This is a genomic window from Microbacterium sp. NPDC059771, assembly GCF_042732495.1.
Classification (GTDB): Bacteria; Actinomycetota; Actinomycetes; order Actinomycetales; family Microbacteriaceae; genus Microbacterium; species Microbacterium sufflavum.
This window is the reverse complement of the sequence record NZ_JBHWHK010000003.1, coordinates 140,721-166,765: the sequence shown is the minus strand read 5'-3', so window position 1 is coordinate 166,765 and position 26,045 is coordinate 140,721. Positions and strand designations below refer to the sequence as shown.

At 71.9% G+C, this 26,045-nt stretch carries 24 protein-coding genes; 17 read left to right on the top strand and 7 right to left on the bottom strand.

Translation table 11 applies throughout. The features are described from left to right. Positions 1 to 79 precede the first annotated feature (79 nt). Together ACFV3I_RS18105 and ACFV3I_RS18100 are read left to right on the top strand one after the other, a co-directional pair. Positions 80 to 1,669: an acyl-CoA carboxylase subunit beta gene (locus tag ACFV3I_RS18105; RefSeq protein ID WP_206253148.1), complete on the top strand. Its 1,590-nt coding sequence runs from the start codon at positions 80 to 82 to the stop codon at positions 1,667 to 1,669. Continuing rightward, the gene (locus ACFV3I_RS18100) at positions 1,666 to 1,914 is read left to right on the top strand and encodes an acyl-CoA carboxylase subunit epsilon (protein ID WP_206253146.1); all 249 of its coding nucleotides are present in this window, start codon (positions 1,666 to 1,668) and stop codon (positions 1,912 to 1,914) included. Before ACFV3I_RS18105 ends, ACFV3I_RS18100 begins: the two co-directional genes overlap by 4 nt. Before the next feature lie 21 nt (positions 1,915 to 1,935). On the opposite strand, the gene ACFV3I_RS18095 is transcribed toward ACFV3I_RS18100, so the two are convergent. From ACFV3I_RS18095 to ACFV3I_RS18075, 5 genes are all read right to left on the bottom strand, one after another. Further along, positions 1,936 to 3,168, bottom strand: coding sequence for an ROK family protein (locus tag ACFV3I_RS18095; RefSeq protein ID WP_378823896.1), 1,233 nt, complete (start codon positions 3,166 to 3,168; stop codon positions 1,936 to 1,938). Positions 3,169 to 3,384: 216 nt separating this feature from the next. Continuing rightward, on the bottom strand, positions 3,385 to 4,416 hold the full coding sequence (locus ACFV3I_RS18090; RefSeq protein WP_378823895.1) for a hypothetical protein: 1,032 nt from the start codon (positions 4,414 to 4,416) through the stop codon (positions 3,385 to 3,387). Continuing rightward, positions 4,401 to 5,636, bottom strand: coding sequence for an ATP-binding protein (locus tag ACFV3I_RS18085; protein WP_136036327.1), 1,236 nt, complete (start codon positions 5,634 to 5,636; stop codon positions 4,401 to 4,403). The genes ACFV3I_RS18090 and ACFV3I_RS18085 overlap by 16 nt, the downstream gene beginning before the upstream one ends. Next, on the bottom strand, positions 5,626 to 6,285 hold the full coding sequence (locus ACFV3I_RS18080; protein WP_136030323.1) for a response regulator: 660 nt from the start codon (positions 6,283 to 6,285) through the stop codon (positions 5,626 to 5,628). The genes ACFV3I_RS18085 and ACFV3I_RS18080 overlap by 11 nt, the downstream gene beginning before the upstream one ends. Before the next feature lie 41 nt (positions 6,286 to 6,326). Further along, complete coding sequence (locus ACFV3I_RS18075) at positions 6,327 to 7,565, bottom strand: class I SAM-dependent RNA methyltransferase (RefSeq protein WP_378823894.1); 1,239 nt, start codon at positions 7,563 to 7,565, stop codon at positions 6,327 to 6,329. Positions 7,566 to 7,588: 23 nt separating this feature from the next. Here ACFV3I_RS18075 and ACFV3I_RS18070 point away from each other — a divergent pair, with 23 nt between their 5' ends. Then, on the top strand, positions 7,589 to 8,224 hold the full coding sequence (locus tag ACFV3I_RS18070; protein WP_241115746.1) for a nucleoside triphosphate pyrophosphatase: 636 nt from the start codon (positions 7,589 to 7,591) through the stop codon (positions 8,222 to 8,224). A 78-nt stretch (positions 8,225 to 8,302) separates the two neighbouring features. Further along, a complete protein-coding gene (locus ACFV3I_RS18065) occupies positions 8,303 to 10,069 on the top strand; it encodes a biotin carboxylase N-terminal domain-containing protein (protein ID WP_136030327.1) in 1,767 nt (588 codons plus the stop codon). Positions 10,070 to 10,141: 72 nt separating this feature from the next. Here the strand turns inward: ACFV3I_RS18065 and ACFV3I_RS18060 are convergent, their stop codons facing one another. Beyond that, complete coding sequence (locus ACFV3I_RS18060) at positions 10,142 to 11,590, bottom strand: NAD(P)H-quinone dehydrogenase (protein WP_136030329.1); 1,449 nt, start codon at positions 11,588 to 11,590, stop codon at positions 10,142 to 10,144. 48 nt (positions 11,591 to 11,638) lie between these two features. On the opposite strand from ACFV3I_RS18060, the gene ACFV3I_RS18055 reads away from it, so the two are divergent. From ACFV3I_RS18055 to ACFV3I_RS18045, 3 genes are read left to right on the top strand one after another with little or no spacing between them, the layout of a single operon-like run. Then, entirely contained in the window at positions 11,639 to 12,472 is an 834-nt protein-coding gene (locus tag ACFV3I_RS18055; protein WP_136045840.1) for a purine-nucleoside phosphorylase, read from the top strand. Beyond that, positions 12,469 to 14,139: a phospho-sugar mutase gene (locus ACFV3I_RS18050; protein WP_378823892.1), complete on the top strand. Its 1,671-nt coding sequence runs from the start codon at positions 12,469 to 12,471 to the stop codon at positions 14,137 to 14,139. The genes ACFV3I_RS18055 and ACFV3I_RS18050 overlap by 4 nt, the downstream gene beginning before the upstream one ends. Positions 14,140 to 14,141: 2 nt before the next feature. Beyond that, a complete protein-coding gene (locus tag ACFV3I_RS18045) occupies positions 14,142 to 14,405 on the top strand; it encodes an HPr family phosphocarrier protein (protein ID WP_136030335.1) in 264 nt (87 codons plus the stop codon). 2 nt (positions 14,406 to 14,407) lie between these two features. Here the strand turns inward: ACFV3I_RS18045 and ACFV3I_RS18040 are convergent, their stop codons facing one another. Further along, on the bottom strand, positions 14,408 to 16,330 hold the full coding sequence (locus ACFV3I_RS18040; protein ID WP_206253138.1) for a transcription antiterminator: 1,923 nt from the start codon (positions 16,328 to 16,330) through the stop codon (positions 14,408 to 14,410). A 165-nt stretch (positions 16,331 to 16,495) separates the two neighbouring features. Between ACFV3I_RS18040 and ACFV3I_RS18035 the strand changes: the two genes are divergently transcribed. From ACFV3I_RS18035 to ACFV3I_RS17990, 10 genes are all read left to right on the top strand, one after another. Then, positions 16,496 to 16,813, top strand: a complete 318-nt coding sequence (locus ACFV3I_RS18035) for a PTS sugar transporter subunit IIB (protein ID WP_136035488.1) — start codon at positions 16,496 to 16,498, stop codon at positions 16,811 to 16,813. Then, positions 16,810 to 17,091, top strand: coding sequence for an HPr family phosphocarrier protein (locus tag ACFV3I_RS18030; RefSeq protein ID WP_136030342.1), 282 nt, complete (start codon positions 16,810 to 16,812; stop codon positions 17,089 to 17,091). The genes ACFV3I_RS18035 and ACFV3I_RS18030 overlap by 4 nt, the downstream gene beginning before the upstream one ends. Next, positions 17,088 to 18,773, top strand: a complete 1,686-nt coding sequence (gene ptsP / locus ACFV3I_RS18025) for a phosphoenolpyruvate--protein phosphotransferase (protein ID WP_366626589.1) — start codon at positions 17,088 to 17,090, stop codon at positions 18,771 to 18,773. Before ACFV3I_RS18030 ends, ptsP begins: the two co-directional genes overlap by 4 nt. Then, on the top strand, positions 18,770 to 20,404 hold the full coding sequence (locus tag ACFV3I_RS18020; RefSeq protein WP_378823890.1) for a PTS mannitol transporter subunit IICB: 1,635 nt from the start codon (positions 18,770 to 18,772) through the stop codon (positions 20,402 to 20,404). The genes ptsP and ACFV3I_RS18020 overlap by 4 nt, the downstream gene beginning before the upstream one ends. Beyond that, entirely contained in the window at positions 20,401 to 20,835 is a 435-nt protein-coding gene (locus ACFV3I_RS18015; RefSeq protein WP_136030348.1) for a PTS sugar transporter subunit IIA, read from the top strand. The genes ACFV3I_RS18020 and ACFV3I_RS18015 overlap by 4 nt, the downstream gene beginning before the upstream one ends. Next, complete coding sequence (locus tag ACFV3I_RS18010) at positions 20,832 to 21,989, top strand: mannitol-1-phosphate 5-dehydrogenase (protein ID WP_378823888.1); 1,158 nt, start codon at positions 20,832 to 20,834, stop codon at positions 21,987 to 21,989. The genes ACFV3I_RS18015 and ACFV3I_RS18010 overlap by 4 nt, the downstream gene beginning before the upstream one ends. Positions 21,990 to 22,084: 95 nt before the next feature. Continuing rightward, positions 22,085 to 23,377, top strand: a complete 1,293-nt coding sequence (locus tag ACFV3I_RS18005; RefSeq protein ID WP_378823886.1) for a flavin-containing monooxygenase — start codon at positions 22,085 to 22,087, stop codon at positions 23,375 to 23,377. Continuing rightward, a complete protein-coding gene (locus ACFV3I_RS18000; RefSeq protein ID WP_136030355.1) occupies positions 23,374 to 24,324 on the top strand; it encodes a bile acid:sodium symporter family protein in 951 nt (316 codons plus the stop codon). Before ACFV3I_RS18005 ends, ACFV3I_RS18000 begins: the two co-directional genes overlap by 4 nt. After that, positions 24,324 to 25,280 carry an SDR family oxidoreductase gene (locus tag ACFV3I_RS17995; protein WP_206253122.1) on the top strand — a complete coding sequence of 319 codons (957 nt, stop codon included), beginning with the start codon at positions 24,324 to 24,326 and terminating at the stop codon, positions 25,278 to 25,280. Before ACFV3I_RS18000 ends, ACFV3I_RS17995 begins: the two co-directional genes overlap by 1 nt. Before the next feature lie 10 nt (positions 25,281 to 25,290). After that, positions 25,291 to 26,037 carry an alpha/beta hydrolase gene (locus ACFV3I_RS17990; protein WP_378823884.1) on the top strand — a complete coding sequence of 249 codons (747 nt, stop codon included), beginning with the start codon at positions 25,291 to 25,293 and terminating at the stop codon, positions 26,035 to 26,037. The last annotated feature ends 8 nt before the right edge of the window (positions 26,038 to 26,045 follow it).

The window sequence follows — 26,045 nt, the reverse complement described above, 5'->3', positions numbered from 1 at the left end:
GCACCTCGCCAAAGGATCGCCCGACCCGTTGTGCCGAGCATCCAACGGACGCGACGACGGCGACGCTAGGGTGGAATCCGTGACGGACAAGCCCGACCTCTTTACCACCGCCGGCAAGATCGCGGATCTCCGCGCCCGCTACACCGAGGCCGTCGTCGACGCCGAGGCGAAGGCGAAGGAGAAGCAGCACGCGAAGGGCAAGATGACCGCCCGCGAGCGCATCGAACTCCTCGTCGACCCCGGGAGCTTCGTCGAGTTCGACGAGTACGTGCGCCACCGCACGACCGCCTTCGGCATGGACCGCTCGCGCCCCTACGGCGACTCCGTGGTCACGGGCGTCGGCACCATCCACGGGCGCACCGTCGCGGTCTACTCCCAGGACTTCTCGACGTTCGGCGGCTCGCTGGGCGAGGTCGCGGGCGAGAAGATCGTCAAGATCATGGAGTTCGCCCTCGCCGGAGGCATGCCGTGCATCGGCATCCTCGACTCGGGTGGCGCGCGCATCCAGGAGGGCGTGGTCGCGCTCGGGAAGTACGGCGAGATCTTCCGCCTGAACACCCGCGCGTCCGGCGTGATCCCCCAGATCTCCATCATCATGGGCCCGGCCGCGGGCGGCGCCGTGTACTCCCCCGCGCTCACCGACTTCGTCATCATGGTCGACAAGACCAGCCAGATGTTCGTGACCGGTCCCGACGTGATCAAGACCGTGACCGGCGAGGACGTCGGCATGGAGGAACTGGGCGGCGCCTACACGCACAACACGCGTTCGGGCGTGGCGCACTACCTCGCCGAGGACGAGGACGATGCGATCGACTACGCGCGCACGCTCCTCGGCTTCCTGCCCGACAACAACATGGCGGAGCTCCCCTCGTACGAGAGCGCGTTCGAGTTCGAGACCACCGACGCCGACCGCACGCTCAACACGATCGTCCCCGACTCCCCCAACCAGCCGTACGACATCCACACCGTCATCGAGCACGTCGTCGACGACGGCGACTTCCTCGAGGTGCAGCCGCTCTTCGCGCCGAACATCGTGATCGGCTTCGGCCGCATCGAGGGACGTTCCGTCGGCATCATCGCTAACCAGCCCTCGCAGATGGCGGGGACCCTCAACATCGAGGCGGGCGAGAAGGCCAGTCGCTTCGTGCGGTTCTGCGACGCGTTCTCCATCCCGATCGTGACGCTCGTGGACGTGCCCGGCTACCTTCCCGGCACCGATCAGGAGTGGACCGGCGTGATCCGCCGCGGCGCCAAGCTGCTGTACGCGTACGCGGAGGCGACGGTCCCGCTCGTCACGGTCATCCTGCGCAAGGCGTACGGCGGCGCCTACATCGTCATGGGATCCAAGCAGCTCGGTGCCGACGTGAACCTGGCCTGGCCGACCGCCGAGATCGCCGTCATGGGCGGCCAGGGCGCCGTCAACATCCTGTACCGCGGGGAGATCAAGAAGGCCGAGGAGGCCGGGGAGGACGTCGCCGCGGTCCGGACGCGACTCGCGAACGAGTACACGTACAACGTCGCATCCCCCTTCCTCGCCGCAGAGCGGGGTGAGCTCGACGGCATCATCGAGCCGGCCAACACTCGGGTGTCCGTGGCGAAGGCCCTGCGCGCTCTACGCGGCAAGAGGGCCGAGCTGCCGCCCAAGAAGCACGGGAACATCCCGCTGTGACGGCGCAGGACGCTGCGGCGGAGGGCACGGCAGCGGCCCCTCCGATGCTCGAGATCACCCGGGGCACGGCGACGGAGGAAGAGCTCGCCGCCCTGATCGCCGTGATCGGAGACGCCTACGCCACCGAACAGGCGGAGGCGACGGTCGACGAGCCGCGCGTCTCCGCGTGGGAACGCACGCAGCGCCCGCTCCGGCGTCCCCTGCGCCGCGACATCCCCTGGGGCCGCTTCTCCGGCCGAGGCTGACGGGCTCGGCCGGAGGCACGTTCACCGGCCCAGCAGCAGGTCGGAGGTGCGCGGCGTGAGCATCGAATCGAGAACGACGCACGCCGCGCCGACCGCACCGACGTCGTCGCCCACCACCGTGCTCTGCACCGGGAGCGCCCGGACGGCTCGCGTCGCGCTGGACCGCGCGAGCCGCGCGGCGACCTCCGGCAGCGACAGGTCGGCGAGGCGTCTCCAGAACGGACCGCCGAACACCACCCGGTCCACGTCGAGCAGGTCCGTGAGCACGAGCGTCAGCGTCGCCAGGTGTTCGGCGGCACGCTGCACGACAGCCCCCGCCGACGCCTCCCCGGCCGCGGCCCTGACACACAGTTCGGTGAGGCTCGCGTCGAGTGCGGCCCTGTCCCCGGGGCGCCGACCTCCGGCGAGAACCCCGAGCTGCTCCGCCCGTTCCACGATCGCCTCGGGGGTGCACACCACGTCGACGCAGCCCCGCGAGCCGCACGCACACCTCGGCCCCTCCGGATCGACCACGATGTGCCCGATCTCCCCGAGGTTGCGGGTGCTGCCACGCACCGCCTCGCCGTCTCGCACCACGGCGGCGCCGAGGCCGGTACCGAGATAGAGGAACACGAACGAGTCGTCGGACGGCCCGCGCCGCGTCCACAGCTCGCCGACAGCCGCTGCCGTGGTGTCCTTCTCCAGCACGACCGGCAAGGCGATCGCGGCCGCCAGCTCGTCCTGCAGTGCCACCCGGTGCCAGCCGGGCAGCTTGGGAGGATCGATGACCGTGCCCCGGGTAGCGTCGAGCGGTCCCGGAGCAGCCACGCCCACCCCCGCGATCCGCTCGCGCGGCACTCCCGAGCCCTCGACGAGCTCCTCGATCTGCGCCGCGAGATCGGCCAGGATCAACGACGGGGCCTCAGCGGGCGTCGCCATGCTCGACCGCCGCACGACCTCCCCGGCGAGGTCGAGCAGCACGAAGGTCGTCACCGCCGGATCGAGGTGCACGCCGACCGCGAACCTGCTCTCCTCCACCAGCCGCAGCATGACCCGCGGCTTGCCCGGTCCGCTGATGGTCCGACCGGCTTCCCGGATGAGCCCCTCGTCGAGCAGCCGGCGCGTGATGTTCGTCACGGTCTGGGCCGAGAGCCCGGTGACCTGCGCCAGCTCGATACGGCTCAGCCCATCGACCGCATGCCGGACCGCCTCGAGGATGACCGACTGGTTGAAGTCGCCCATCCGCGGAAGGTTGGTTCCCCGCCGTGTACCCATCGTTCGATGATCCTCCTCACGCGTCGCTGCGCGTGTCCCCCAAAATACCTACAGACAAGGTGTTGACGACCCCGCAGACTGAAGGGGACGCTTCGCGTTCGGCTGGTCTCTCTGTCCCAGGGTAGACAGACGCTGATCGGCCACCAGCGGACGGTTTTCGGGTAACTGTCCGCACGGCGAGGGGCAGGCGATATCGCCGCCCCTCGCCCACTCTCCTCACGACCGCCGTGCGGGCTCGCTGCCCGCCTCGCGCACGATCTCGTGCCACAGGTCGACCGAGTCGTCGTCCGCCGCGCGCCGTCCGGCACGACCCACCACGGTGACCGCCACCAGGGGGTCTTTGGCGGAGCGGATGATGATACGACCGGTCCCCGCCGAGCGCAGCACCTGCGCCAGCTCGTCCCGGATCTCGATCCGTCGGTCCTCACCGATGCCGTCCAGCCCGCCCTCGTCGAACACCGTCACCGATGCACCGCGTCGCCGGGCGGCCTCAATCGCATCGCGGACGTCGTCGTTCAGCAGGTCCGCCCCGCGCAGCTCGTCGCGCAGCCGCCCCTCCGCCAGTCGCGCCTCCAGCCGCTCGTCCTCGTCCAGCGCACCGCGCGTCGCGACGACCCGACTCAGCACGGGCCCGGCGACGGCGAGGGCGAACTGCGTGCGCAGTCGCCGCTCCCGCTGCCGCACGCGCTGCGTGGCGTGCCAGGCCGACACCGCCTGCTGGATCTCGGAGAGCCGCTCCGTGTCCCTGACCGCCCTGTCCCAGAACATCACCAGGAGCTGCGCGACCACCACCCACATGATCGAGCCGACCACGCCCAGGTTCAGAGCGACGCCGACGCCGAGCGCCGCGGACGCCGTGGCGACCAGGATCGCCAGGGCCGACCACCCGATGACGGGTCGCCGCCGAACGACGCACACGACGGCCAGCAACCCGAGGCCGCCGATGTACCACGTGGCGAACGGTGCCGTACGGTCGGCGGGGTCGAGGGACACGGTGACCAGGACCGGGATCACCGCGGTCGCCGCCAGCGCGAGCAGCGACGTCCACAGCGGCATCCGCACGGTCGCGGGATGGCCGAGGATCGCGACGGTGACCACCGCGAGGAACAGTCCGATACCGAGCACCATGAGCAGCGGTGCCGTCGGCTGCTCGATCCACCAGACACCGCGCGCGACGAAGTACAGCGCGAAGCCCACGGCCAGCGACGTCGCGACACTGCGCACCGTCCGGTTCACGAGCGCTCCCATCCGAGCGTGACCGTCGTGCCGTCCTCATCCGACACGATCTGCGCGGTGCCGGCGACACCGGCCATGCGCGCGAGGATCGATGCGCGGATGCCCAGCCGGTCGGGGCCGATCGCGTCGACGTCGAAGCCGGGGCCGTGGTCGGAGATCGTGACCGCGATCCCCTCGTCGCCGTGGCCTTCCGCGACGATGTGCAGTCCACGTCCGTGCGCGTGCGTCACCGCGTTGCCGATCGCCTGCCGCGCCGCGAGCACCAGTGCTCTGGCGGCACGTCCGGGGATGAGGCCGATGCCTCCGCGCTCCTCGACGATGGCGTCCGCGCCGAGCTCCGACAGCGCCCGGCGCAGCTCGACGACGATCTGTGCGGTGCCGACCGGTTCGTCGCTGCCCTCCTCCGCCACCGCGGCCTCCGTGTTGGCCAGCCGCGTCAGCGCCTCCCTGGCCATCGCGACCGCGAGCTCCTGTGCCCTCTCCCCGTCCGCACGCTCCGCGGCGATCAGCGCGGCGAGCACGCTGTCGTGCATGAGCGCCGACATCGCCACCCGCTCCTCCTCCGCGGCGGCCGCGGCGGCCGCGGTGGCGTAGGACGCCACCGCCGTACCCCTCGCCTCGTCGACGCCCCCCGCCACCGACCGGAACATCCAGCCGAGCGACACGATGACCACGCCCAGGATCAGCGTGAACGACACGTCGAACGCGGTCGTGACCCAGAACTCGCGCGAGAACCCGCCCTGCACCAGCCGGACGTAGCCGTACACGAACGGCACGCCCACCGCCCACGCGAACTGCAGCCGAAGCGGGAAGGCCAGCATCGCGGCGACCACCCCGACGTTCACCAGGAAGAAGATCCAGGGCTGCGCGCCGGCGACCTTGTCGGCGGGGTCAACGACGACAGGCCACGCGGCGAGCGCGACCACGTAGACCACCGCGAAGATCCCCGCGGCGACGCGTACCGCGCGGCCGACCAGGCACGCCACGAGCATGACGATGAGCGGGACGAAGACGACCACGAGCAGGAGCATGTGCGGCACATCGGCCCTGGACAGGGTCGCGATCGCGGCGATGAGCGCCTGCACGCCGAGCACCGCCGAGCCCAGCGCCACCACGATCGCGAGGATCCGCTCCATCCGCTTCGACGTGAAGCGCTCGAAACCGCTCTCCACGCTGCCGGGAGACGGGATCTTGCTCCAGGCGTCGCGGACGCTGAGCGGCTCAGTGGGCACTCGGCGCCCCGTCGGCGGCCACGATGCCGTCCTCCATCGCCCGTCGCAACAGGTCGACCTTGGTGGGGGCGGGCCGCCCGACCTCGACGTACTTGACTCGGATGCGGGTGATGTTCTCCTTCGCGGTGGAGTAGGCGACGCCGAGCCGCTCGGCGACCGCCTTCAGCGGCAGCCCCGTGGCATACAGCCGCAGGACCTCGCGCTCTCGCGTGGAGAGCTGGGCATCCGCGAAGGCCCGGTCGCCGTCCACCGCACTCGCCCACTCGACATTGTTCAACGCCTCGCCCTGGGCGACCGTGCGGATCGCGTCGAGCACGTCGTCGAGGGCCGAGGACTTGCTGACCACGCCGGCGGCACCCGCCGCGAGCGCCTCCCGCACCGCGGCCGGCCGGTCGGCGACGCTGTGGATGACCACGCTCGCCCCGTCTGCCACGAGCGAGGTGACGTTCTCGGTCACGGTCGTCCCGTCACCGAGGGTGAGGTCGAGCACCACCACGTCGGCGGGCGGCACGACCGCGCTGGACCGCCACGTCAGATACGACCCCACCGTGCTGCCGGAGAACACCACGGTCTGCCCGTCGCGGGCGAACGCGGCCTCGAGACCGAGGCGGACGGACTCGTGGTCGTCGATGAGGGCGACGGTGCTCATGCCCACAGCCTACTGAGTCCCGCTCGCGGGTCGCCGCGCCGTCAGCGGGTGAGGAGCGCGACGACCTCGAAGTGATGCGAGTGCGGGAACAGGTCGAAGCCGCGCAGCGTCCCCACCCGCCACCCGAGCTCGCGGAACGTGCCGAGGTCGCGGGCGAGCGCCACCGGGTCGCACGCCACGTACACGACCGCCTCCGGGGCGAGCGCGTGCACACCCTCGACGACCGCGCGACCCGCACCGGCGCGCGGCGGGTCGAGCACCACGGCGCCCGTACGACCGCGGCTCGACGCGCCGGAGAGGAAACGGTCGACCCTGGCGGTCACCGCCGACACCTCGACCGGAGCGAGATTGACCTTGGCGTGCTCGGTCGCCCGCCTGCTCGACTCGACGGTGACGATGTCGGTGCCGCCCAGATCCGCCAGCGTGCGGGCGAACAGTCCCACCCCGCCGTACAGGTCGTAGTGCGTCGCCCCCGGGTCCACCCGCCCGTCGAGCAGCCCGTAGACGGCGGCGTCGAGCACCGAGGCCGCGCGCGGGTGCACCTGCCAGAAGCCGCCGGCGTCGACCTGGAACACACGGTCGCCCGCGCGCTCGTGCACGACCTCGGGCGCGGGTCGGCGGCCTCGGCGCGGAGCCCGCCGCTCGGACTCGGGGTGACGCAGCACCCGGACCTCGCCGTCGGCCGGCTCGACGAGCTCGATGCGGCCCGGCTCACCACCGTCGAGCGCGAGAGCGGCGGCCTCGACCGCCGGCCGCGCAAGCGGGTACGAGCCGACCGGCACCACGCGGTGGCTGCGCGCCGCGAACGGGCCGACGACACCGCGGTCGTCCACGTGCAGGGTCACCCTGGTGCGCCAGCGCGCACCGTCTCCGGACTCCACGGCCTCGATCTCCGGCGCCTCCAGCCCGGCGCCGGCGAAGCGGTCGAACGCCTCGCTCAGCACCTGGCGCTTCAGGACACGCTGCTGCCCGAGCTCGATGTGGCCCAGGTCGGCGCCGCCCGGACGGTCGGCGGGGTCGCGCGACACGTCGGCCTCCGGCCACAGGTGCGGGCGCCGGTGCGGGGAGGCCTCGACCACCTCGACCGTCTCGGCGCGCCAGAAGCTGCGCGTGTCCGCGTCCGCATCACCCGCGGGGATGAGCAGCCGCGCCCGCACGCGCTCTCCGGGGATCGCGTCGGAGACGAACACCACACGACCCTCGTGACGGGCGACGAAGGTCCCTCCGTGGGCGATGCCGGTGATGTCGAGTTCGAGCACGTCGGCTGCGGAGGAAGTCATCCTTCGAGGATACGGTGGTGCACATGCGCGTCTGCCTCGCCTCCACGTCTCCCGCCCGGCTCATGCTGCTGCGCCAGGCCGGCATCGAGCCGCTCACCCTCGCGCCGGACGTCGACGAGGACGCCCTCGCCGCCGCGGCCGAGGAGCGCGTGGGCCCGCTCGCACCCGCCGACCTGGTGCTGCTGCTCGCCAGGGCCAAGGCGGCGGCCGTCGCCGAGCGGCTGAGCGCCGACGGCGACTTCGACGGCCTGGTGATCGGCGGCGACTCGATGTTCGAGCTCGCCGGACGCGTGTACGGGAAGCCGTATACCCCCGAGGAGGCGACGCGCCGCTGGCAGGAGATGCGCGGCGCCACCGGGGTGCTGCACTCCGGGCACTCCGTCTTCCGGGTCTCCCCCGGTGCGACCCCGGTGGAGGCGACCGCCGTCGCGGAGGCCGCGGTGACCTTCGCCGACGACCTGGACGACGCGGAGATCGCCGCCTATGTCGCGTCGGGTGAGCCCCTGCTCGTGGCCGGTGCCTTCACGGTCGACAGCCTGGGCGGTGCCTTCATCACCCGTGTGGAGGGCGACCCGTCCACCGTGGTCGGCATGTCCCTGTCGACCGTGCGCCGCCTGGCGGGTGAGCTCGGGGTCCGCTGGACCGACCTGTGGTCGTAGACTCCCCTCCACGTTTTCGATCGTTTCTTGTCGAGAGTCGTCAAAGGGATCGGGGGGCTACTCGCTAGGCTGGCAAGCATGCCTGCAATCGCCAAGGTGCTCATCGCCAACCGCGGCGAGATCGCCGTCCGCATCATCCGTGCCGCACGCGACTCCGGGATCGCCTCGGTCGCCGTCTACGCCGACCAGGACCGTGACGCGCTGCACGTGCGTCTCGCCGACGAGGCCTACGCGCTGAGCGGCTCGACCAGCGCCGAGACCTACCTCCAGATCGACAAGATCCTCTCCGTCGCCCGCCGCGCCGGTGCCGACGCCGTGCACCCCGGCTACGGCTTCCTCGCCGAGAACGCCGAGTTCGCACGCGCCGTGATCGACGCGGGCATCACCTGGATCGGCCCGTCGCCCGAGGCCATCGAGGCCCTCGGCGACAAGGTCACCGCGCGTCACGTCGCCGAGAAGGTCGGCGCCCCGCTCGCCCCCGGCACCCCCGGCCCCGTCGCCGGCGCCGACGAGGTCGTGGCGTTCGCGAAGGAGTACGGCCTGCCCATCGCCATCAAGGCCGCGTACGGCGGTGGCGGACGCGGGCTCAAGGTCGCCCGTGAGCTCGACGAGGTCGCCGAACTGTTCGAGTCGGCCACGCGCGAGGCGGTCGCGGCCTTCGGTCGCGGCGAGTGCTTCGTCGAGAAGTACCTCGACAAGCCGCGCCACGTCGAGACCCAGTGCCTGGCCGACGCCGCGGGCAACGTCGTCGTCATCTCCACCCGCGACTGCTCGCTGCAGCGCCGTCACCAGAAGCTCGTCGAGGAGGCTCCGGCCCCGTTCCTCACCCCGGAGCAGAACGAGCAGCTCTACACCGCGTCGAAGGCCATCCTCAAGGAGGTCGGCTACGTGGGCGCGGGAACGTGCGAGTTCCTGATCGGCGCCGACGGCACGGTCTCGTTCCTCGAGGTCAACACGCGCCTCCAGGTCGAGCACCCCGTGTCGGAGGAGGTCACGGGCATCGACCTCGTGCGCGAGCAGTTCCGCATCGCCGCGGGCGGCACCATCGACTACGACGACCCCCAGCCGCAGGGCCACTCGATCGAGTTCCGCATCAACGGCGAGGACCCGGGTCGCGGCTTCCTCCCCCAGCCGGGCCCGATCCACGTGTTCAAGACGTTCGGCGGCCCCGGGATCCGCCTCGACTCCGGCGTGACCGCTGGCGACTCCGTCTCTGGCGCCTTCGACTCCCTGCTCGCGAAGATCATCGTCACCGGCAAGGACCGTGCCGAGGCGCTCGAGCGCTCGCGCCGCGCCCTGGACGAGTTCGAGGTCGCGGGTCTCCCCACCGTCATCCCGTTCCACCGCAAGGTGGTGCGCGACGCCGCCTTCACGGCGGAGGACGGCGACTTCGGCGTCTACACGCGCTGGATCGAGACCGAGTTCGACAACGACATCCCCGCGTGGGACGGCGAACTGGAGTCCCCCGCCGCCGCAGGTGCTCGGCACACGGTGGTCGTCGAGGTCGGGGGCAAGCGCCTCGAGGTGAGCCTCCCCGACCGCGTCGCGGTCTCCGCCGGCTCGTCCGGACGGCCCGCTGTCGTGCCGCCGTCGCGCCGCAGCCACACCACCACCGCGAACGCCGGCGCCTCCGGCGACGCCGTCAAGTCGCCCATGCAGGCCACGGTCGTGAAGGTCGCGGTCGAGGACGGCCAGCAGGTCGTCAAGGGCGACCTGGTCGTCGTGCTCGAGGCCATGAAGATGGAGCAGCCGCTGCAGGCGCACAAGGACGGCGTGGTGGGCAACATCAACGCCGACGCCGGGGCCACGGTGTCCGCCGGGCACCAGCTCCTCACCATCAGCTGACACCCGGAACACACAGGAAAGGGCACCCCGCCGCAGCGGGGTGCCCTTTCCGTGTGCCCGGAGGAGCGGGACTCAGGAGATGTTCACCAGGTGCATGGCCCGGCTCGCATCGGTGATGCTGCTGGACAGCGACGGGTAGGCCGCGAACACGCGCGAGACCTGGTCGACCGTGAGGCGCCGTTCGACGGCGATCGCGATCGGGTAGATCAGCTCGGACGCCTTCGGCGCGACGATCACGCCGCCGATCACGGTGCCGGAGCCCTTGCGGGCGATGAGCTTGACGAACCCGTCCTTGATACCCATCATCTTCGCGCGCGGGTTGGCGGCGAGGGGCAGCTTGTAGACCATGCCGTCGGCCAGGCCGTCCTCCACGTCCTTCACCCCGTAGCCGACCGTGGCGATCTCCGGGGCGGTGAAGATGTTCGACGTGATCTTGATGAGCTCGAGCGGGATCACGATGTCGCCGAGGGCATGGAACACCGCCGTGCGGCCCTGCATCGAGGCCACCGAGGCCAGGGGGAAGAAGTTCGTGCAGTCGCCCACCGCGTACACGTTCGGCACCGACGTGCGGGCCACCCGGTTCACGCGCACGTGGCCGGAGTCGTCGAGCTCGACGCCCGCTTCCTCCAGACCGATGCCCGCGGTGTTCGGGATCGAGCCGACCGCCATGAGGCAATGGCTGCCCTCGACCGTGCGGCCGTCGGACAGCGTCACCGTCACGCCGTCGCCCGTGACCTCCACCTTCTCGGCGCGGGACTTCGACAGCACCTGCATGCCGCCGCGCTTGAACACCTTCTCGAGCACCCGGGCGGCGTCCTGGTCCTCGCCGGGGAGCACCTGCTCGCGGCTGGAGACGAGGGTGACCTTCGCGCCGAGGTTCATGTAGGCGGAGGCGAACTCGGCGCCGGTGACTCCGGAGCCGACCACGATGAGGTGCTCGGGAAGCGCCTTCATGTCGTACAGCTGCGTCCACGTGAGGATGCGCCTGCCGTCGGGCTTGGCGGAGTCGAGCTCGCGCGGCGACGCGCCGACAGCGACCACGATGGTGTCCGCCTCGACGCGGTCGAAGTCGGTGCCGCGCTCCCCCGTCGAGACGACGATCGCGTTCGGACCCTCCAGTCGACCGTGGCCGGAGAGGATGCGCACGCCCGCGTCGAGAAGGGTCGTGCGCATGTCCTCGGACTGCTGCCCGGCCAGCGCGACCAGCCGCTTGTTGACCGCGGCGAGGTTGATCGCGATCTCGGGCTTGAGCGGCTTGCCGTTCTCGCCCTTCGCGTAGAAGTTCACGCCGAGGTCGCTCGCCTCGGAGATCGCCACCGCGGCGTCGGCGGTGGCGATGAGGCTCTTCGACGGCACCACATCGGTGAGCACGGCCGAGCCGCCCACCCCCACGCGCTCGACCAGGGTGACCTCGGCGCCGAGCTGGGCGGCCGCGAGGGCCGCCTCGTAACCGCCGGGTCCGCCGCCGAGCACGGCGACGCGCTGAGTGCGCTCGAAAGTGGTGGAAGACATGCTTTCCATTCTTCCCCAATCCTGGCCCCCGAGCCTGCACCTTCCTAGAGTGGATCCATGCCTGAAACGCACAGCAACCCCCTCGACGACCCCTCCGCGAACCCGTTCGAGGTGGCCGCCGCGGCCGCCTCCGACATCGCGCGCCTCACCGGCGTCGAGAAGCACGACATCGCCCTCACGCTCGGCAGCGGCTGGGGCAAGGCCGCCGACCTCATCGGCGAGACGGTCGCCACGATCCCCGCGACCGAGGTCACCGGATTCTCCAAGCCCGCCCTCGAGGGACACGTCGGGACGCTGCGCAGCATCCGCACCCCCGGCGGGAAGAACGTGCTGGTGATCGGCGCGCGCACCCACTACTACGAGAACCACGGCGTGCGTCGCGTGGTGCACAGCGTGCGAACGGCCGCTGCGACGGGGGCGAAGATCATGGTGCTCACCAACGGTGCCGGCGGCATCCGCGAGACCTGGAAGCCCGGCCAGCCGGTGCTGATCAGCGACCACATCAACCTGACCGCCGACTCGCCGCTCGAGGGGGCGACGTTCATCGACCTCACCGACCTGTACGCGAAGCGTCTGCGCGACGTCGCTCGGAGCATCGACCCCGGCCTGGACGAGGGCGTCTACACGCAGTTCCGCGGTCCGCACTACGAGACCCCGGCCGAGGTGCAGATGGCGAAGGCGATCGGCGGGCACATCGTCGGCATGTCCACCGCGCTGGAGGCCATCGCGGCGCGCGAGGCGGGCATGGAGATCCTCGGGTTCTCGCTCATCACGAACCTCGCCGCCGGCATCCAGCAGACGCCGCTCAGCCATGCCGAGGTGATCGAGGCCGGGCGGGAGGCGGAGCCGGTGATCTCCGCACTGCTGGCGAGGGTGGTCGAGGCCCTGTGAGCGAGGAGCGGCTCGCGCAGGCCCGCGCCTGGCTGCGGCAGGACCCCGACCCGCAGACCAGGGACGAACTCGCCGGCGTCGTGACCAGGGCCGCCGCGGGAGACGCCGCGGCCGTCGCCGACCTGGACGACCGCTTCGGCCGTCGGCTCGCGTTCGGCACGGCCGGACTGCGCGGTGAGCTCGGCGCCGGGAGCAACCGGATGAACAGGGTGCTCGTCGCCCAGGCCGCGGCCGGGTTCGCCGCGTACCTCCGCGAGCGCGCGGGGGGCGGCACGCCCACCGTCGTGATCGGCTACGACGGCCGACGCAACTCCCGGGTGTTCGCGCAGGACTCTGCCGAGCTCTTCGCCGGGGCGGGACTGCGCGCGATCCTGCTGCCGCGCCTGCTGCCGACCCCGGTGCTGGCCTTCGCCGTACGCCACCTCGACGCCGCCGCCGGCGTGATGGTGACGGCGAGCCACAACCCGCCGAACGACAACGGCTACAAGGTGTACCTCGGCGGCGCCGACCAGGGCTCGCAGATCGTGGCTCCCGCGGACGCCGAGATCGCCGCGCACATCCAGCGGGTCGCAGACGCCGGAGACGTGCGGTCGCTGCCGCGCTCCACGGAGTACGAGACGGCGGGCGAAGACGTGGTCGAGGCCTATATCGCCGCGACCGCCGCCGTGGCCCCGGCTCCGGACGACGCGGCCGGGCTGCGGTGGGTGTACACGGCCATGCACGGCGTGGGCTGGGAGACGGTGTCGCGCATCGTGAAGGCCGCGGGCTACCCGCAGCCGCTCGTGGTCGACGAGCAGCTGCGCCCCGACGCCACCTTCCGCACGGTGTCGTTCCCCAACCCGGAAGAGCCGGGTGCCATGGACCTCGCGTTCGCGAAGGCCCGGCGGACGCGCGCCGACCTCATCCTCGCGAACGACCCGGACGCCGACCGGCTCGCCGTGGCGATTCCCGACGACACCGCGCCGGAGGGCTGGCGCCGGCTCACCGGCAACGAGGTGGGCCTGCTGCTCGGCGCCCGCGCCGCCCGTGCGGCCGCCGGCACGCCCGGAGCCTCGCTGGCCTGCTCGCTGGTCTCCTCCCCCGGTCTCGGCGCGGTCGCCGCGCACCACGGCCTCGACTTCCACGAGACGCTCACCGGCTTCAAGTGGATCTCGCGGGCCCCGGGCATCGTGTTCGGTTTCGAGGAGGCGCTCGGCTACCTCGTGAACCCCGAGACCGTGCGGGACAAGGACGGCATCTCCGCCGCCGTGGCGCTGCTCGGGCTCGCCGCGGAGGCGCGCGGGCGCGGCGCGACCATCGCGGACCTGCTCCGCGAGCTCGGCGACACCTACGGGCACTTCGCGAGCGCCCAGGTGTCGGTGCGCGTGGCCGATCTGGCCCTCATCGGCACCGGCATGCTGGCGCTGCGGACCCTGCCGCCCACGCAGATCGGCGGGCGCTCCATCGCCTCGGCGGAGGACCTGCTGAACGCCGCGGACGGTCAGCCGTCGGGCGACGTGCTCCGGTACCGGCTGAGCGACGGCTCGCGCGTCATCGTCCGCCCGAGCGGCACGGAGCCGAAGCTCAAGGTGTACATCGATGCGCGGGGCGACTCGGCGGAGGGAGCGGCTGCGGCCGTCGCCGAGCTCGAGGCCGGAGTGCGCGCCCTGCTGGACGAGCGCTCCTGACCATGCCCGAGCGGACCGTCGTCGTGAGCGCGCACAACGGCGTGCACGCGCGCCCGGTCGCCGAGATCGTCCGGCTCGTGCAGGCGCACGACCGCCCGGTGACGCTGCGCACCGCCGACGGGACGACCGTCGACCTGAGCAGCGTGCTGGCGGTCATGGACCTCGCGATCGTGCCGGGCGATGCCGTCGTGTTGGAGACGGCGGCATCCCCCGCCGCGGAGACGCTGCTGGACCGGCTCGCCGACGTGCTCGCACCGCGGGGCTGAGCTCAGCCGTCGATCACCGCCACCAGCTCGTCGAGGAACGCCTCGAACGTGGTGCCGCGCCGCACGATGCGCTGCACGCTGTCGCGCTCGCTGAACACCTCGACGAGCTGCTCGAACACGGTCTGGAAGGCCGCGCGGTCGCCCTCGCTGAACGCGGCGAGCGCGACGACCTGCACGCGGGCGTCGCCCCAGGCCGCGGACCCCTCGGCGACCCCGATCGCGATCGCGGTGCGGGTGGCCGTCATCTGCAGCGCGTGCGGCACGGCGAGCGCGTCGGTGAACGCCGTTGACGACAGGCGTTCGCGCACGATCGTGTTCTCCACGTAGTCGTCGCCGATCAGTCCGGCCGCCACCAGCCGCGCGCCGAGGAGCCGGATGATCTCCTCCTCCCCCGCATCGGGCAGCGGGAAGACGTAGGCGTCGGGCAGGAAGTAGCGCGCCAGCTCGGCCCGCAGCCGCGTGAGACGCCGGCCGCGGCGGACGCGGGCCGCAGCCTGCTGCACGCGGTCGACGTCGGCGTCGGTGAGGAACGGCTGGATGCGCACGAACCGCTCACCGGGTGAGCCGGGCTCGATCGTGCTGAGCACCAGGTCAGTGTCGAACGACGCCCAGTCGGGGTCGACGTTCGTGACGACGCTGGTGACCTCGATCGCGGAGCCGAGGGAGCGGTCGACGCTCGACCGCAGCAGCTCGTGCAGCTCGTAATAGCCGGGGCACACGATCGTCGCCGTGAGGATCGACTCGGCCTTGCGGCTGCGCTCGAGACGCCCGCCGACGTGCATCGCGATGTAGGCGATCTCGTCGTCGTGGACGGGGGTGCCGAGGCGGTCGTGCAGCCCGCTCGCGATCGACACCGCCACCTCGAAGATCATCGGATACGTGGTCTTGAGCGACCGCGTGAGCGGGTTGCGCGTGAGGGCGCTCTCCTCCGCCCGTCGCCGCAGGTTCTGCACGTGCAGCGCGAGCCGCAGCACGAACGTCTCGTCGACCAGGTCGACCTGGAAGTCGTCCGCGGCCCTGGCGATCTCGGCCCGCACGGCCGCGTCGACCTCCGGCGCCACTCCGCTGCGCGCGACCTCGCGGGTCTCGTCGCCGCCCGGCGCCACGATGCGTGTGAGCACGAGGGACGCGAGGTGGGCGCTGTCGCCCTCGCCGAGCATCACGCCGAAGTGCTCGGCGGCGAGACGCGCGATCACGGCGCCGACGCGAGGGATCTCGGGCCTGGCCCCGGTCGGCGGCGTGTCGAGTGACCGCCCGGCGGCCACCCGCTCCGCGGCGATCGCGATGTGCAGCAGCACGTCGGCGATCGCGAGCTCGTTGACGTAGTAGCCGAGCTGTCCGAGCTCCCCCACCAGGGCCGACTTGAAGGGCGCGACCGCCCGCGGATCGACCGCCGTGCCGGACAGCGCGCGGCGGAACACCTCCGGGTGGAAGGACGCGTCGTCCATCTCGTCGTGCGCGAGCCGGCTGAGCAGCCGCCGCTGGGCCGCCTCGTCGCCACGTAGCCGCACGATCTCGCGCGAGCGGTCGAGGGTGAGGTCGGTGCCGTCGAGCAGACCGCGCACGCGCACGAGGTCGGCCTCCAGGGTGGCCTCGCTCACGTGCAGCTCGTCGGCGGCGTCGAATACGTCGACGCCCTCCGGCGCGTCGAGCAGCATGCGCACGAGCGCGTGCAACCGGTCGCGGGGCGTGGCCTCGCGGCCCTGGCGCACCCGTTGCGCGCCCCGGGCGCCCGACCCCGCGCGATAGCCGGCGGGTCCCGACTCCACCACGGCCGCGCCGGGCGTGCGGGCGTTGAGGGCGGCGACGTACGACCGGATGCTCCGCGGGGTCACGCCGAGGAGGTCGGCCAGGCTCCCGGCGGTCGCCCAGCCCTCCTGCCGCAGCAGCAGCGCGAGGAGCTGATCCTGGCGCTGGCGCGACATGACTCCCCCTGCTCTGGCGTGCTGACCGCACTGTCCGACGTGTCTCCATGATGTCAGCCCGACGGGCGGGGCGCGCGGAAACCGAGGTTCCGCAGGGGCGGAAAGGAACGTGTTGGCGCGACCCCGCTCCGCGTTCTCAGACTGTTCTCAGGAAAGGCGGCATCGATGAGGATCCTCGTGGTGTGCGGCGCTGGCGCGTCGAGCACGTTCGTCGCGCAGCGGTTGCGCAGGGCGGCGGAGTCCGTCGGCCTGGACTGGGATGCGGCGGCCGGAACGGAGAGCTCCGTCGCCGCAGGGCGCCACGACCTCGTGCTCATCGGCCCGCACCTCGGCGACCGGCTCGCCGACATCCGCCGCGCCGCCGACGGCCCGGTGGCGCTGCTGCCCGACGACGTCTTCGCCGACCGCGACGGCAGCCGCACCCTCCGGCTTGCCCGCTCGATCCTCGCCGACGCCGGCGAGACACCGAAAGGAACCCCATGACCGCCACTCGCACCGTCCGGATCGGCTCCTCGCACGGCCTGCACGCCCGCCCCGCGAAGATCTTCGCGCAGGCGGCCAAGGATTCCGGTCTCGCCGTGACCATCGCGAAGGACTCCGGCAAGCCGGTCAACGCCGCCAGCATCCTCGGCGTCATCGCGCTCGCGGTCGAGCACGGCGACTACGTCACGCTCACGGCCGAGGGCGACGGCGCGGAGGACGTGCTGGACACGCTCACCGAGCTGCTGACCACCGATCACGATCAGGACGCGGCCGGATGAGCGAGCTGCGCGGGGTGGGAATCGGCCTCGGCGTCGCCCAGGGACCGGTCGTCCGGATGACCGAGGCGCTGCCGGCGCCGGACGACTCGCCCAGCACCGCGGGCGCCGATGCCGAGCGCGCGCGAGCCCGCGAGGCCGTCGCCACGGTGGCGCGGGAGCTGACCGCGCGCGGCGAGGCCGCCGGAGGAGCGGCGCAGGAGGTGCTCGAGGCGCAGGCCATGATCGCCGAGGACCCGACGCTGCAGGACGAGGTGGATGCCCGCATCGACCGCGGCGCCACCGCGGAGTGGGCCGTGCACGACGCGTTCGCCGGGTTCCGCGCGACGCTGGAGGCCGTGGGCGGCTACCTCGGGGAGCGCGCCGCCGACCTCGACGACATCGCCCAGCGCGTGCTCGCCCGCCTGCGCGGGGTCGACGCCCCCGGCGTGCCGAACCCCGGGCACCCGTTCGTGCTGGTCGCGCGCGACCTCGCCCCGGCGGACACCGCGCTGCTCGACCTCGACCAGGTGCTCGCGCTGATCACCACGGACGGCGGCCCCACGTCGCACACCGCGATCCTCGCCCGCGAGAAGGGCATCGTCGCGATCGTCGGGGCGTCGGAGGGCACCGCCCTCACCACGGGCGAGACCGTGATCGTCGACGCCGCTGCCGGGGTCGTGACCCGCGAGCCCAGCACCGAGGCCCTCGCCCGTGCCGCCGAGCGCGCCGCGGCCCGACGCTCGGCCGTCGATGCACCAGCCACTCCCGGCGCCCTCGCCGACGGCACGCCCATCGCGCTGCTGGCGAACCTGGGGAAGCCTGCGGACGCCGCCGATGCGGTCGCTCGGGGGGCCGAGGGCGTCGGGCTGTTCCGCACCGAGTTCCTGTTCCTCTCGGCGTCCCAGGCCCCGACGGTGGCGCAGCAGCGCGAGTCGTACCGCGAGCTCCTGGCGGCGTTCCCCGGCCGGAAGGTCGTGGTGCGCATGCTCGACGCGGGCGCCGACAAGCCCCTGGCCTTCCTCAACGACGCGCACGAGGAGAACCCGGCCCTGGGGCTCCGCGGCCTCCGGGCGCTGAGGGCGAGCGAGGACATCCTGCGCGAGCAGCTCACGGCGCTCGCGGAAGCCGACGCCGAGACCGACGCCGACCTGTGGGTCATGGCGCCCATGGTCGCGACGGTCGAGGAGACCGTGTACTTCACGGGACTTGCACGCGAGTACGGGCTGAAGACCGCCGGGGTCATGGTCGAGGTCCCGTCCAGCGCCCTGCTGGCCGACCGGGTGCTCGCCCACGCGGACTTCGCCTCGATCGGCACCAACGACCTGACGCAGTACACGATGGCGGCCGACCGCCTGCTCGGCTCGGTCGCGTCGTTCCAGGACCCGTGGCACCCCGCGGTGCTCCGCCTGGTGCGCGAGGTCGGCGCGGCCGGTGCCCGTCTCGGCAAGCCCGTGGGGATCTGCGGGGAGGCCGCGGCCGACCCCCTCCTCGCCGTCGTGCTCGTGGGTCTCGGGGCGACCAGTCTCTCGATGGCGCCGTCCGCGTTGGCCGACGTGCGCCGCGCCCTCTCCGAACGCACCGCATCCGACGCGCTCAGCCTGGCGGAAGCCGCGCTGGACGCCGACGACGCCTCCTCCGCCCGAACCGCCGTGGCGACCCTCGCCGCGGCACTCCCCCCTCACCAGAAAGAGACGACATCATGACGACGACGTCACCTGCCGCCACGAGACCCGGCGGCCTCCGCCTGGGTGTCCAGCGCTTCGGCACCTTCCTCTCGGGCATGATCATGCCGAACATCGCGGCCTTCATCGCCTGGGGCTTCATCACGATGCTGTTCATCCCCGCCGGCTTCTTCGGCGCGGACAGCCCCTTCGGCTGGCACTGGGCCGGGGTCGCCGAGATCATCGGCGGCGGCGGCGACTCGGCCGTGATCGGCTGGCAGGGTGCCATGACCGCGGTGTCCGAGGGGGACGGCGGCAACATCCTGGCGTACGTCGGGCTGGTCGGCCCGATGGTCACGTACCTGCTGCCGCTGCTGATCGCCAACACCGCGGGCCGCCTGGTCTACGGCGAGCGCGGTGGCGTCGTGGCCACGATCGCCACGGTCGGCGTGATCGTCGGCACGAACATCCCGATGTTCCTCGGCGCCATGATCATGGGACCGATCGCCGCATGGCTCACGAAGCAGATGGATCGCCTGTGGGACGGCAAGATCCGCCCCGGGTTCGAGATGCTCGTGAACAACTTCTCGGCGGGCATCCTCGGCATGATCCTCGCGATCGTCGGCTTCTTCGCGTTCGGACCGGTCATGCTCGGCATCAGCACCGCGCTGGGCGCCGCCGTCGACTGGCTCGTGGGACTGAACCTGCTGCCGCTGGTGTCGATCATCGTCGAGCCCGCGAAGGTGCTGTTCCTCAACAACGCCATCAACCACGGCGTGTTCACCCCGCTCGGCATCGAGCAGGCGACCGAGACCGGCAAGTCGATCCTGTTCCTCATCGAGGCGAACCCCGGTCCGGGCATCGGCCTGCTGCTGGCGTTCAGCTTCTTCGGGGTCGGCGCCGCGCGGGCGTCCGCGCCCGGAGCCGCGATCATCCAGTTCTTCGGCGGCATCCACGAGATCTACTTCCCGTACGCGCTGAGCAAGCCGGCGACGATCCTCGCCCTGATCGCGGGTGGAGCGACGGGTGTCACCACGAACATGCTCCTCGGCGGAGGCCTGGCCTTCCCGGCGGCGCCCGGCAGCATCATCGCGGTGACCGCCGCGGCGATCGGCCCCGGCGTCGCGAACCTGCTCGTGGTCTACCTGTCCGTCATCCTCGCTGCGGCCGTCACGTTCCTGCTCACCGCCGTGATCCTGCGGGCCTCGCGCAAGCGCGACCTCGCGGCGGAGGGCGACACGTTCGGTGCGGCGATCGCGCAGACCGAGGCGAACAAGGGCAAGTCGTCCGCCGCGATGGACGCGCTGCGCACCTCGTCGGGCGCTGCGACAGCCACCGCCGCGACCGAGGCGCCCGCGACCGCGGTCGCCGACCGGCCGATCTCCACGATCGTGTTCGCGTGCGACGCCGGCATGGGCTCCTCGGCGATGGGCGCCAGCGTGCTCCGCAACAAGATCAAGAAGGCCGGGATCGAGGGCGTCACCGTGACCAACGCCGCGATCGCCAACCTCGACGGCACGGCTGACCTGGTGATCACGCAGCAGCAGCTCACGGAGCGGGCGCAGACGAAGTCGCCGAACTCCATCCACGTCTCCGTCGACAACTTCATGAACTCGCCGAAGTACGAAGAGGTCGTCGAGATGGTCAGGGAACAGCGAAAGGACGAAGAATGAGCGTGCTCACCCTCGAGCAGATCCGGATCCACCCGTCGGGTGCGACGCGGGACGACGCCCTCCAGGAGGCGACGGACATCCTCGTCGCCGCCGGAGCGGTCACCCCCGCCTACGTCGACGCGATGCGGCAGCGCGAGCAGACCGTGTCGACCTACATGGGCAACGGGCTCGCGATCCCGCACGGCACCAACGACGCGAAGGACGCCATCCTCGCCTCGGCCCTCTCGGTCGTGCGCTACGACGGCGGCGTCGACTGGGACGGCGAGCAGGCGACCTTCGTGATCGGCATCGCCGGTGTCGGGGACGAGCACCTGGAGATCCTGTCGCGCATCGCGATCCTGTTCTCGGACGAGGACGACGTCGCGAAGCTCGCCGCGGCGCAGACCCCGGAGGAGCTCTACACGCTCCTGTCGGAGGTGAACGAGGCATGAAGGCGGTCCACTTCGGGGCCGGCAACATCGGGCGCGGATTCGTCGGCCTGCTGCTGCACGAGGGCGGGTACGAGGTCGTGTTCTCGGATGTCGCCGGGGCTCTCGTCGACGCCATCAACGCGGTCGACGAGTACACCGTGCACGAGGCCGGCCCCGCGGGGACCGATCACGTCGTCACCGGGTTCCGCGCGGTGAACAGCCGCACCGACCCCGATGCCGTCGCGGAGGAGGTGGCGACCGCGGACGTCGTCACCACGGCCGTGGGACCGACGGTGCTGCGCTTCGTGGCGCCGTCGATCGTCGCGGGGCTCGCGCTCCGCTCCCCCTCGGCCGCGCCGCTGCAGGTCATGGCGTGCGAGAACGCGATCGGCGCCACCGACCAGCTGCGCGCCGAGGTCGCCGCGGCCGCCGGGGCAGACGCCGAGGCCCTGCTGTCGCGCGCGGTGTTCGCGAACACCGCGGTGGACCGCATCGTGCCCGCGCAGCCCGCGGGCGCGGGCGTCGACGTCACGGTGGAGCCGTACGTGGAGTGGGCCATCGAGTCGGGGCCGTTCGGGGACGCGCCGCCGCACATCCCGGGGGCGCACTTCGTCGCGGACCTCGCGCCGTACATCGAGCGCAAGCTGTTCACGGTGAACACGGGACACGCCGCGACCGCGTACTTCGGCGCTCGCGCGGGCATCGAGCGCATCTCCGACGCGCTGGCCGACCCCGACATCGCCGCCCGGGTGTCCGCGGCCCTGCAGGAGACATCGGCCGTGCTCGCGGCGGTGCACGGTCTCGATCCGGCCGAGCTCGCCGCGTACCGCGCCACGATCCTCGACCGGTTCCGCAACCCGGAACTGGTCGACACGGTGCAGCGCGTGGGGCGGCAGCCGCTGCGCAAGATCTCCCGCCACGAGCGTTTCATCGGCCCCGCCGGGATGGCCGCGGAGCGCGGGCTGCCGACCGGGTCCCTGGTGGCCGCCGTCGCCGCCGCTCTCGAGTTCGACGACCCCGCGGATGAGCAGTCCGTCGAGCTCCAGGCGCTCCTGCGCAGCGAGGACGCCGGAGCGTTCACGACCCGCGCCACCGGACTCGACCCCGAACACCCGCTGTACGACGTGGTGCGCGAGGCCGTCGCCGCCCGGCAGGCCGTCCTGCGCGACACCTGATCCGCCGCCGCGACCGTCCACGACGCGCCCCCGCGCACCGCTACGATCGGTGCGCGGGGGCGTTTTTTCGAGCACAGCGACGTGCGGGGAGCGGGATGAACAGATACGCCGTGATCGGCGCGGGGCCATCGGGCCTGGCAGCAGCCAGAGCGCTGCAGAAGCGCGGCATCGCCGTGGACGGGTACGAGGCGTCGCACGGCGTCGGCGGCCTGTGGGACATCGACAACCCGCGCAGCACCATGTACGAGTCCGCGCACCTGATCTCCTCGCGCACCACGACCGAGTTCGCGGAGTTCCCGATGCGGACCACCGCGGACTACCCGGGGCACCGCGTGCTCAAGGGGTACTTCACCGACTACGCCGAGCACTTCGGCCTCACAGGGCTGTTCCGCTTCGACACGGCCGTGACCAGGCTCGAACCCCGCGACGGCGGCTGGGACCTCACCGCCACGGGACCGGACGGCGAGCACACCCGGTGGTACGCGGGCGTGGTGCTCGCGAACGGCACGCTCGCCACGCCGAACGTCCCCTCGTTCCGCGGTGCGTTCACGGGCGAGCTGCAGCACACCAGCGCGTACCGGTCGCCGCAGCAGCTCGCGGGGAAGCGCGTTCTGCTGATCGGCGCGGGCAACTCGGGGTGCGACATCGCCGTCGACGCCGTGCACCATGCGGCGTCGGTCGACATGAGCGTGCGCCGCGGCTACTACTTCGTGCCGCGCTACCTGTTCGGGCGTCCCAGCGACACGCTCAACCAGGGCCGACCGCTGCCCGCCCGGCTCAAGCAGGCGATCGACACCCGGGTGCTGCGGGCGTTCACGGGCGATCCGGTACGGTTCGGCTTCCCCCGGCCCGACTACCGGCTGTACGAGTCGCACCCGATCGTGAACACGCTCGTCCTGAACCACCTCGGCCAGGGCGACCTGCGCATCCGACCCGACATCGACCGCTTCGACGGCTCCACGGTGCACTTCCGCGACGGGAGCGCGGACGACTACGACCTGGTCCTGCTCGCCACCGGCTACCGCCTCGACTACCCGTTCGTCGATCCGGAGCACCTGCATTGGCGCGGGGCGGCCCCGAGGCTGTTCCTGAACGTGTTCCCCTCCTCCTTCAACGGGCTGTTCGTGATGGGCATGATCGAGGCGTCGGGGATCGGGTGGCAGGGGCGCTACGAGCAGGCCGAGCTCCTCGCCTCCTACCTGCACGCGGTGGAGACGGCTCCCGAGCTCGGCGCGCGATTCCGCGAGCGGGTGACCGGGGCCCCGTGGCCGGACGTGACCGGCGGCTACCACTACCTCGGCCTCGACCGGATGGCCTACTACGTGAACAAGGACGCCTATCGCCGCGCGGTCCGGCAGGAGCGGCAGTCGCTGGAGGCCGGGGCGTGAACGTCGACGACGTGGTGCTCTCCTTCACCCCCGGCACGCTCACGATCCTCAACGTGGTGCTCGGCCTGATCATGTTCGGCATCGCGCTGGACACGTCACCGCAGGACTTCCGCGTCGTGGCGAAGCACCCGAAGCCGTTCGCGATCGCGATCCTCGCCCAGCTCCTGCTGCTCCCCGTCGCGACGTTCCTGCTCACGCTGGTGCTGCCCGTCCCGCCGTCGATGGCGTTGGGGATGCTGCTGGTCGCGTGCTGTCCGCCCGGCAACATCTCGCAGGTGCTCACGCATCGCGCGGGCGGCAACGTCGCGCTGTCCGTGTCGCTCACGGCGGTCGGCAACCTGGTCTACATCGTCGCGATGCCGCTGAGCATCACGTTCTGGGGGTCGCTGCACCCGACCGCACGCACGCTGCTGCGCGACATCTCGCTCGACCCGTGGCGCATGCTGCTCGAGATCCTGCTGATCGTCGGTCTCCCGTTCGCCCTCGGGCTGCTGCTGCGGGCGAAGCTGCCGGGGGTGAGCGCGCGCGTGCAGCCCTTCGTGAAGTGGTTCAGCCTGCTCGCACTGCTGGGCTTCATCGTGGCCGCCCTGATCGGCAACTGGACGGTGTTCGTGCAGGTGCTCGGCATCATCCTCCTGGTGGTCGCCGTGCACGATGCGGTCGCGCTGGCCCTCGGTTACGGCACGGCCGTGGTCGGCGGACTGGGCACCCGCGAGCGCAAGGCCATGACCTTCGAGGTGGGCATCCGCAACGCCGGGCTCGGCCTGGGCCTGGTCTTCCTGTTCTTCGACGGGCTGGGCGGCATGGCCATCGTGGCGGGCTGGTGGGGCATCTGGGACATCATCGCCGGACTCGTGCTCGCCGGACTGTGGGCGCGGCACACCCGACGGCGGACCGGAAGCCCCGACGGCGATGCGAGTGGTCGCATGAGCATCGAGGCGGCCTGATGCGGCGGGTGCTGATCACGGGCGGTGCGGGTTTCCTCGGCACGCACGTCGCGAGCGCCCTCGCGCGCCGTGACGACGTGGAGCTGGTCGTGGCCGCGGATGTGCGGGATGCCCCCGCGCGGGACGGCGTCGTGAACGCGCTGCTCGACGTGACCGATGCCGCAGCCGTCGCGCCCCTGCTGCGCGCCCACCGGATCGACACCGTGGTGCACCTCGCCGCGATCGTGAACCCGGGTCGCGACGTCGACCGGGAGTACCGGGTCGATGTGATCGGCTCCGCGAATGTGCTCGCCGCGTGCGTCGAGACCGGCGTCCGCCGGATCGTCGTGTCGAGCTCGGGCGCCGCGTACGGCTACCACCCCGACGCTCCCGCCTGGATCGACGAGAGCACGCCTCTGCGCGGCAACGACGCGTTCCCGTACGCGCGCCACAAACGGCTGGTCGAGGAGATGCTGTCCGACTGCCGGAGCGAGCACCCCGGACTCGAGCAGGTCGTGTTCCGCATCGGGACGATCCTCGGTCCGACCGTGCGGAATCAGATCACCGCGCTCTGGGACGGGCGGCGCATCCTGCGCATCGCGGGCTCCGACTCCCCCTTCGTGTTCGTCTGGGTCGACGACGTTGCGACCGCGATGGTGCGGGCGGCGACGGACGGACCGGCCGGGGTGTTCAACGTTGCCGGAGACGGGCGTCTCACGGTGCCGCAGATCGCCGCGCGGCTCGGCAAGCGACAGCTCGTGGTCCCGGCGTGGGCACTGGACGCGGCGCTCCGCCTGGGACGGATGCTCCGGCTCACCGAGCACGGGCCGGAGAAGGTGCCGTTCCTGCGCTGGCGGCCCGTGCTGTCCAACCGCCGACTCATCGAGGATTTCGGCTTCACGCCCACGCGCACCTCGGCGGAGGCGTTCGAGGAGTACCTGGCCACGCACCCCTCCGTCTCCCGCCGACGGGAGTAGCGTTGCCTCCGTGCAGAAGAAGCCCCGCCGCCGCATCCTGAGACGTGTCCTGTGGGCTCTGGCCATCGTGCTGGTCCTCGCGATCGGCGGTGTGCTCGCCTACACCCAGATCGGGGTCATGCCGGCCGAACCGGGTCCGCTCGCCGAGGTCCGTGCCAATTCGGCGATCACCGTGACCGACGCCGACGAAGGCATCGTGCTGGAACCCGCCGACGGCGACTCGGAACGGGGCCTGGTGTTCATCCCGGGCGCCAAGGTCGATCCGTGGGCCTATGCGGCCCCGCTCCAGGGCCTCGCCGAGGAGGGCATCACGGTCGTGATCACCCGGCCGTGGTTGAACCTCGCGTTCTTCGACCCCCGCGGCCTGGACGACTTCACGTCCGCGGCGCCCGATGTCGAGTCCTGGGCCGTCGGCGGCCACTCCCTGGGCGGCGTCCGCGCCTGCCAGCTCGCCACCGCAGCCGATGCCCTGGTGCTGTTCGCGTCGTACTGCGCGAACGACCTGTCCGATTCCGAGCTCCCGGTGCTCAGCGTGGCCGGGAGCGAGGACGGCCTGTCCACTCCGGAGAAGATCGCCGATGCGCGGCCGATGCTCCCCGCCGACGCCGAACTCGTCGAGATCGACGGCGCCTCTCATGCCTCGTTCGGCGATTACGGGCCACAGGCGGGCGACGGCGAGCCGACCCTGTCCGAGGAGGAGATGCGCGCGCAGCTCACCGACATCGTGGGCGGGTTCCTGCTGTCGGTCCCCCGCTGACCGGCACC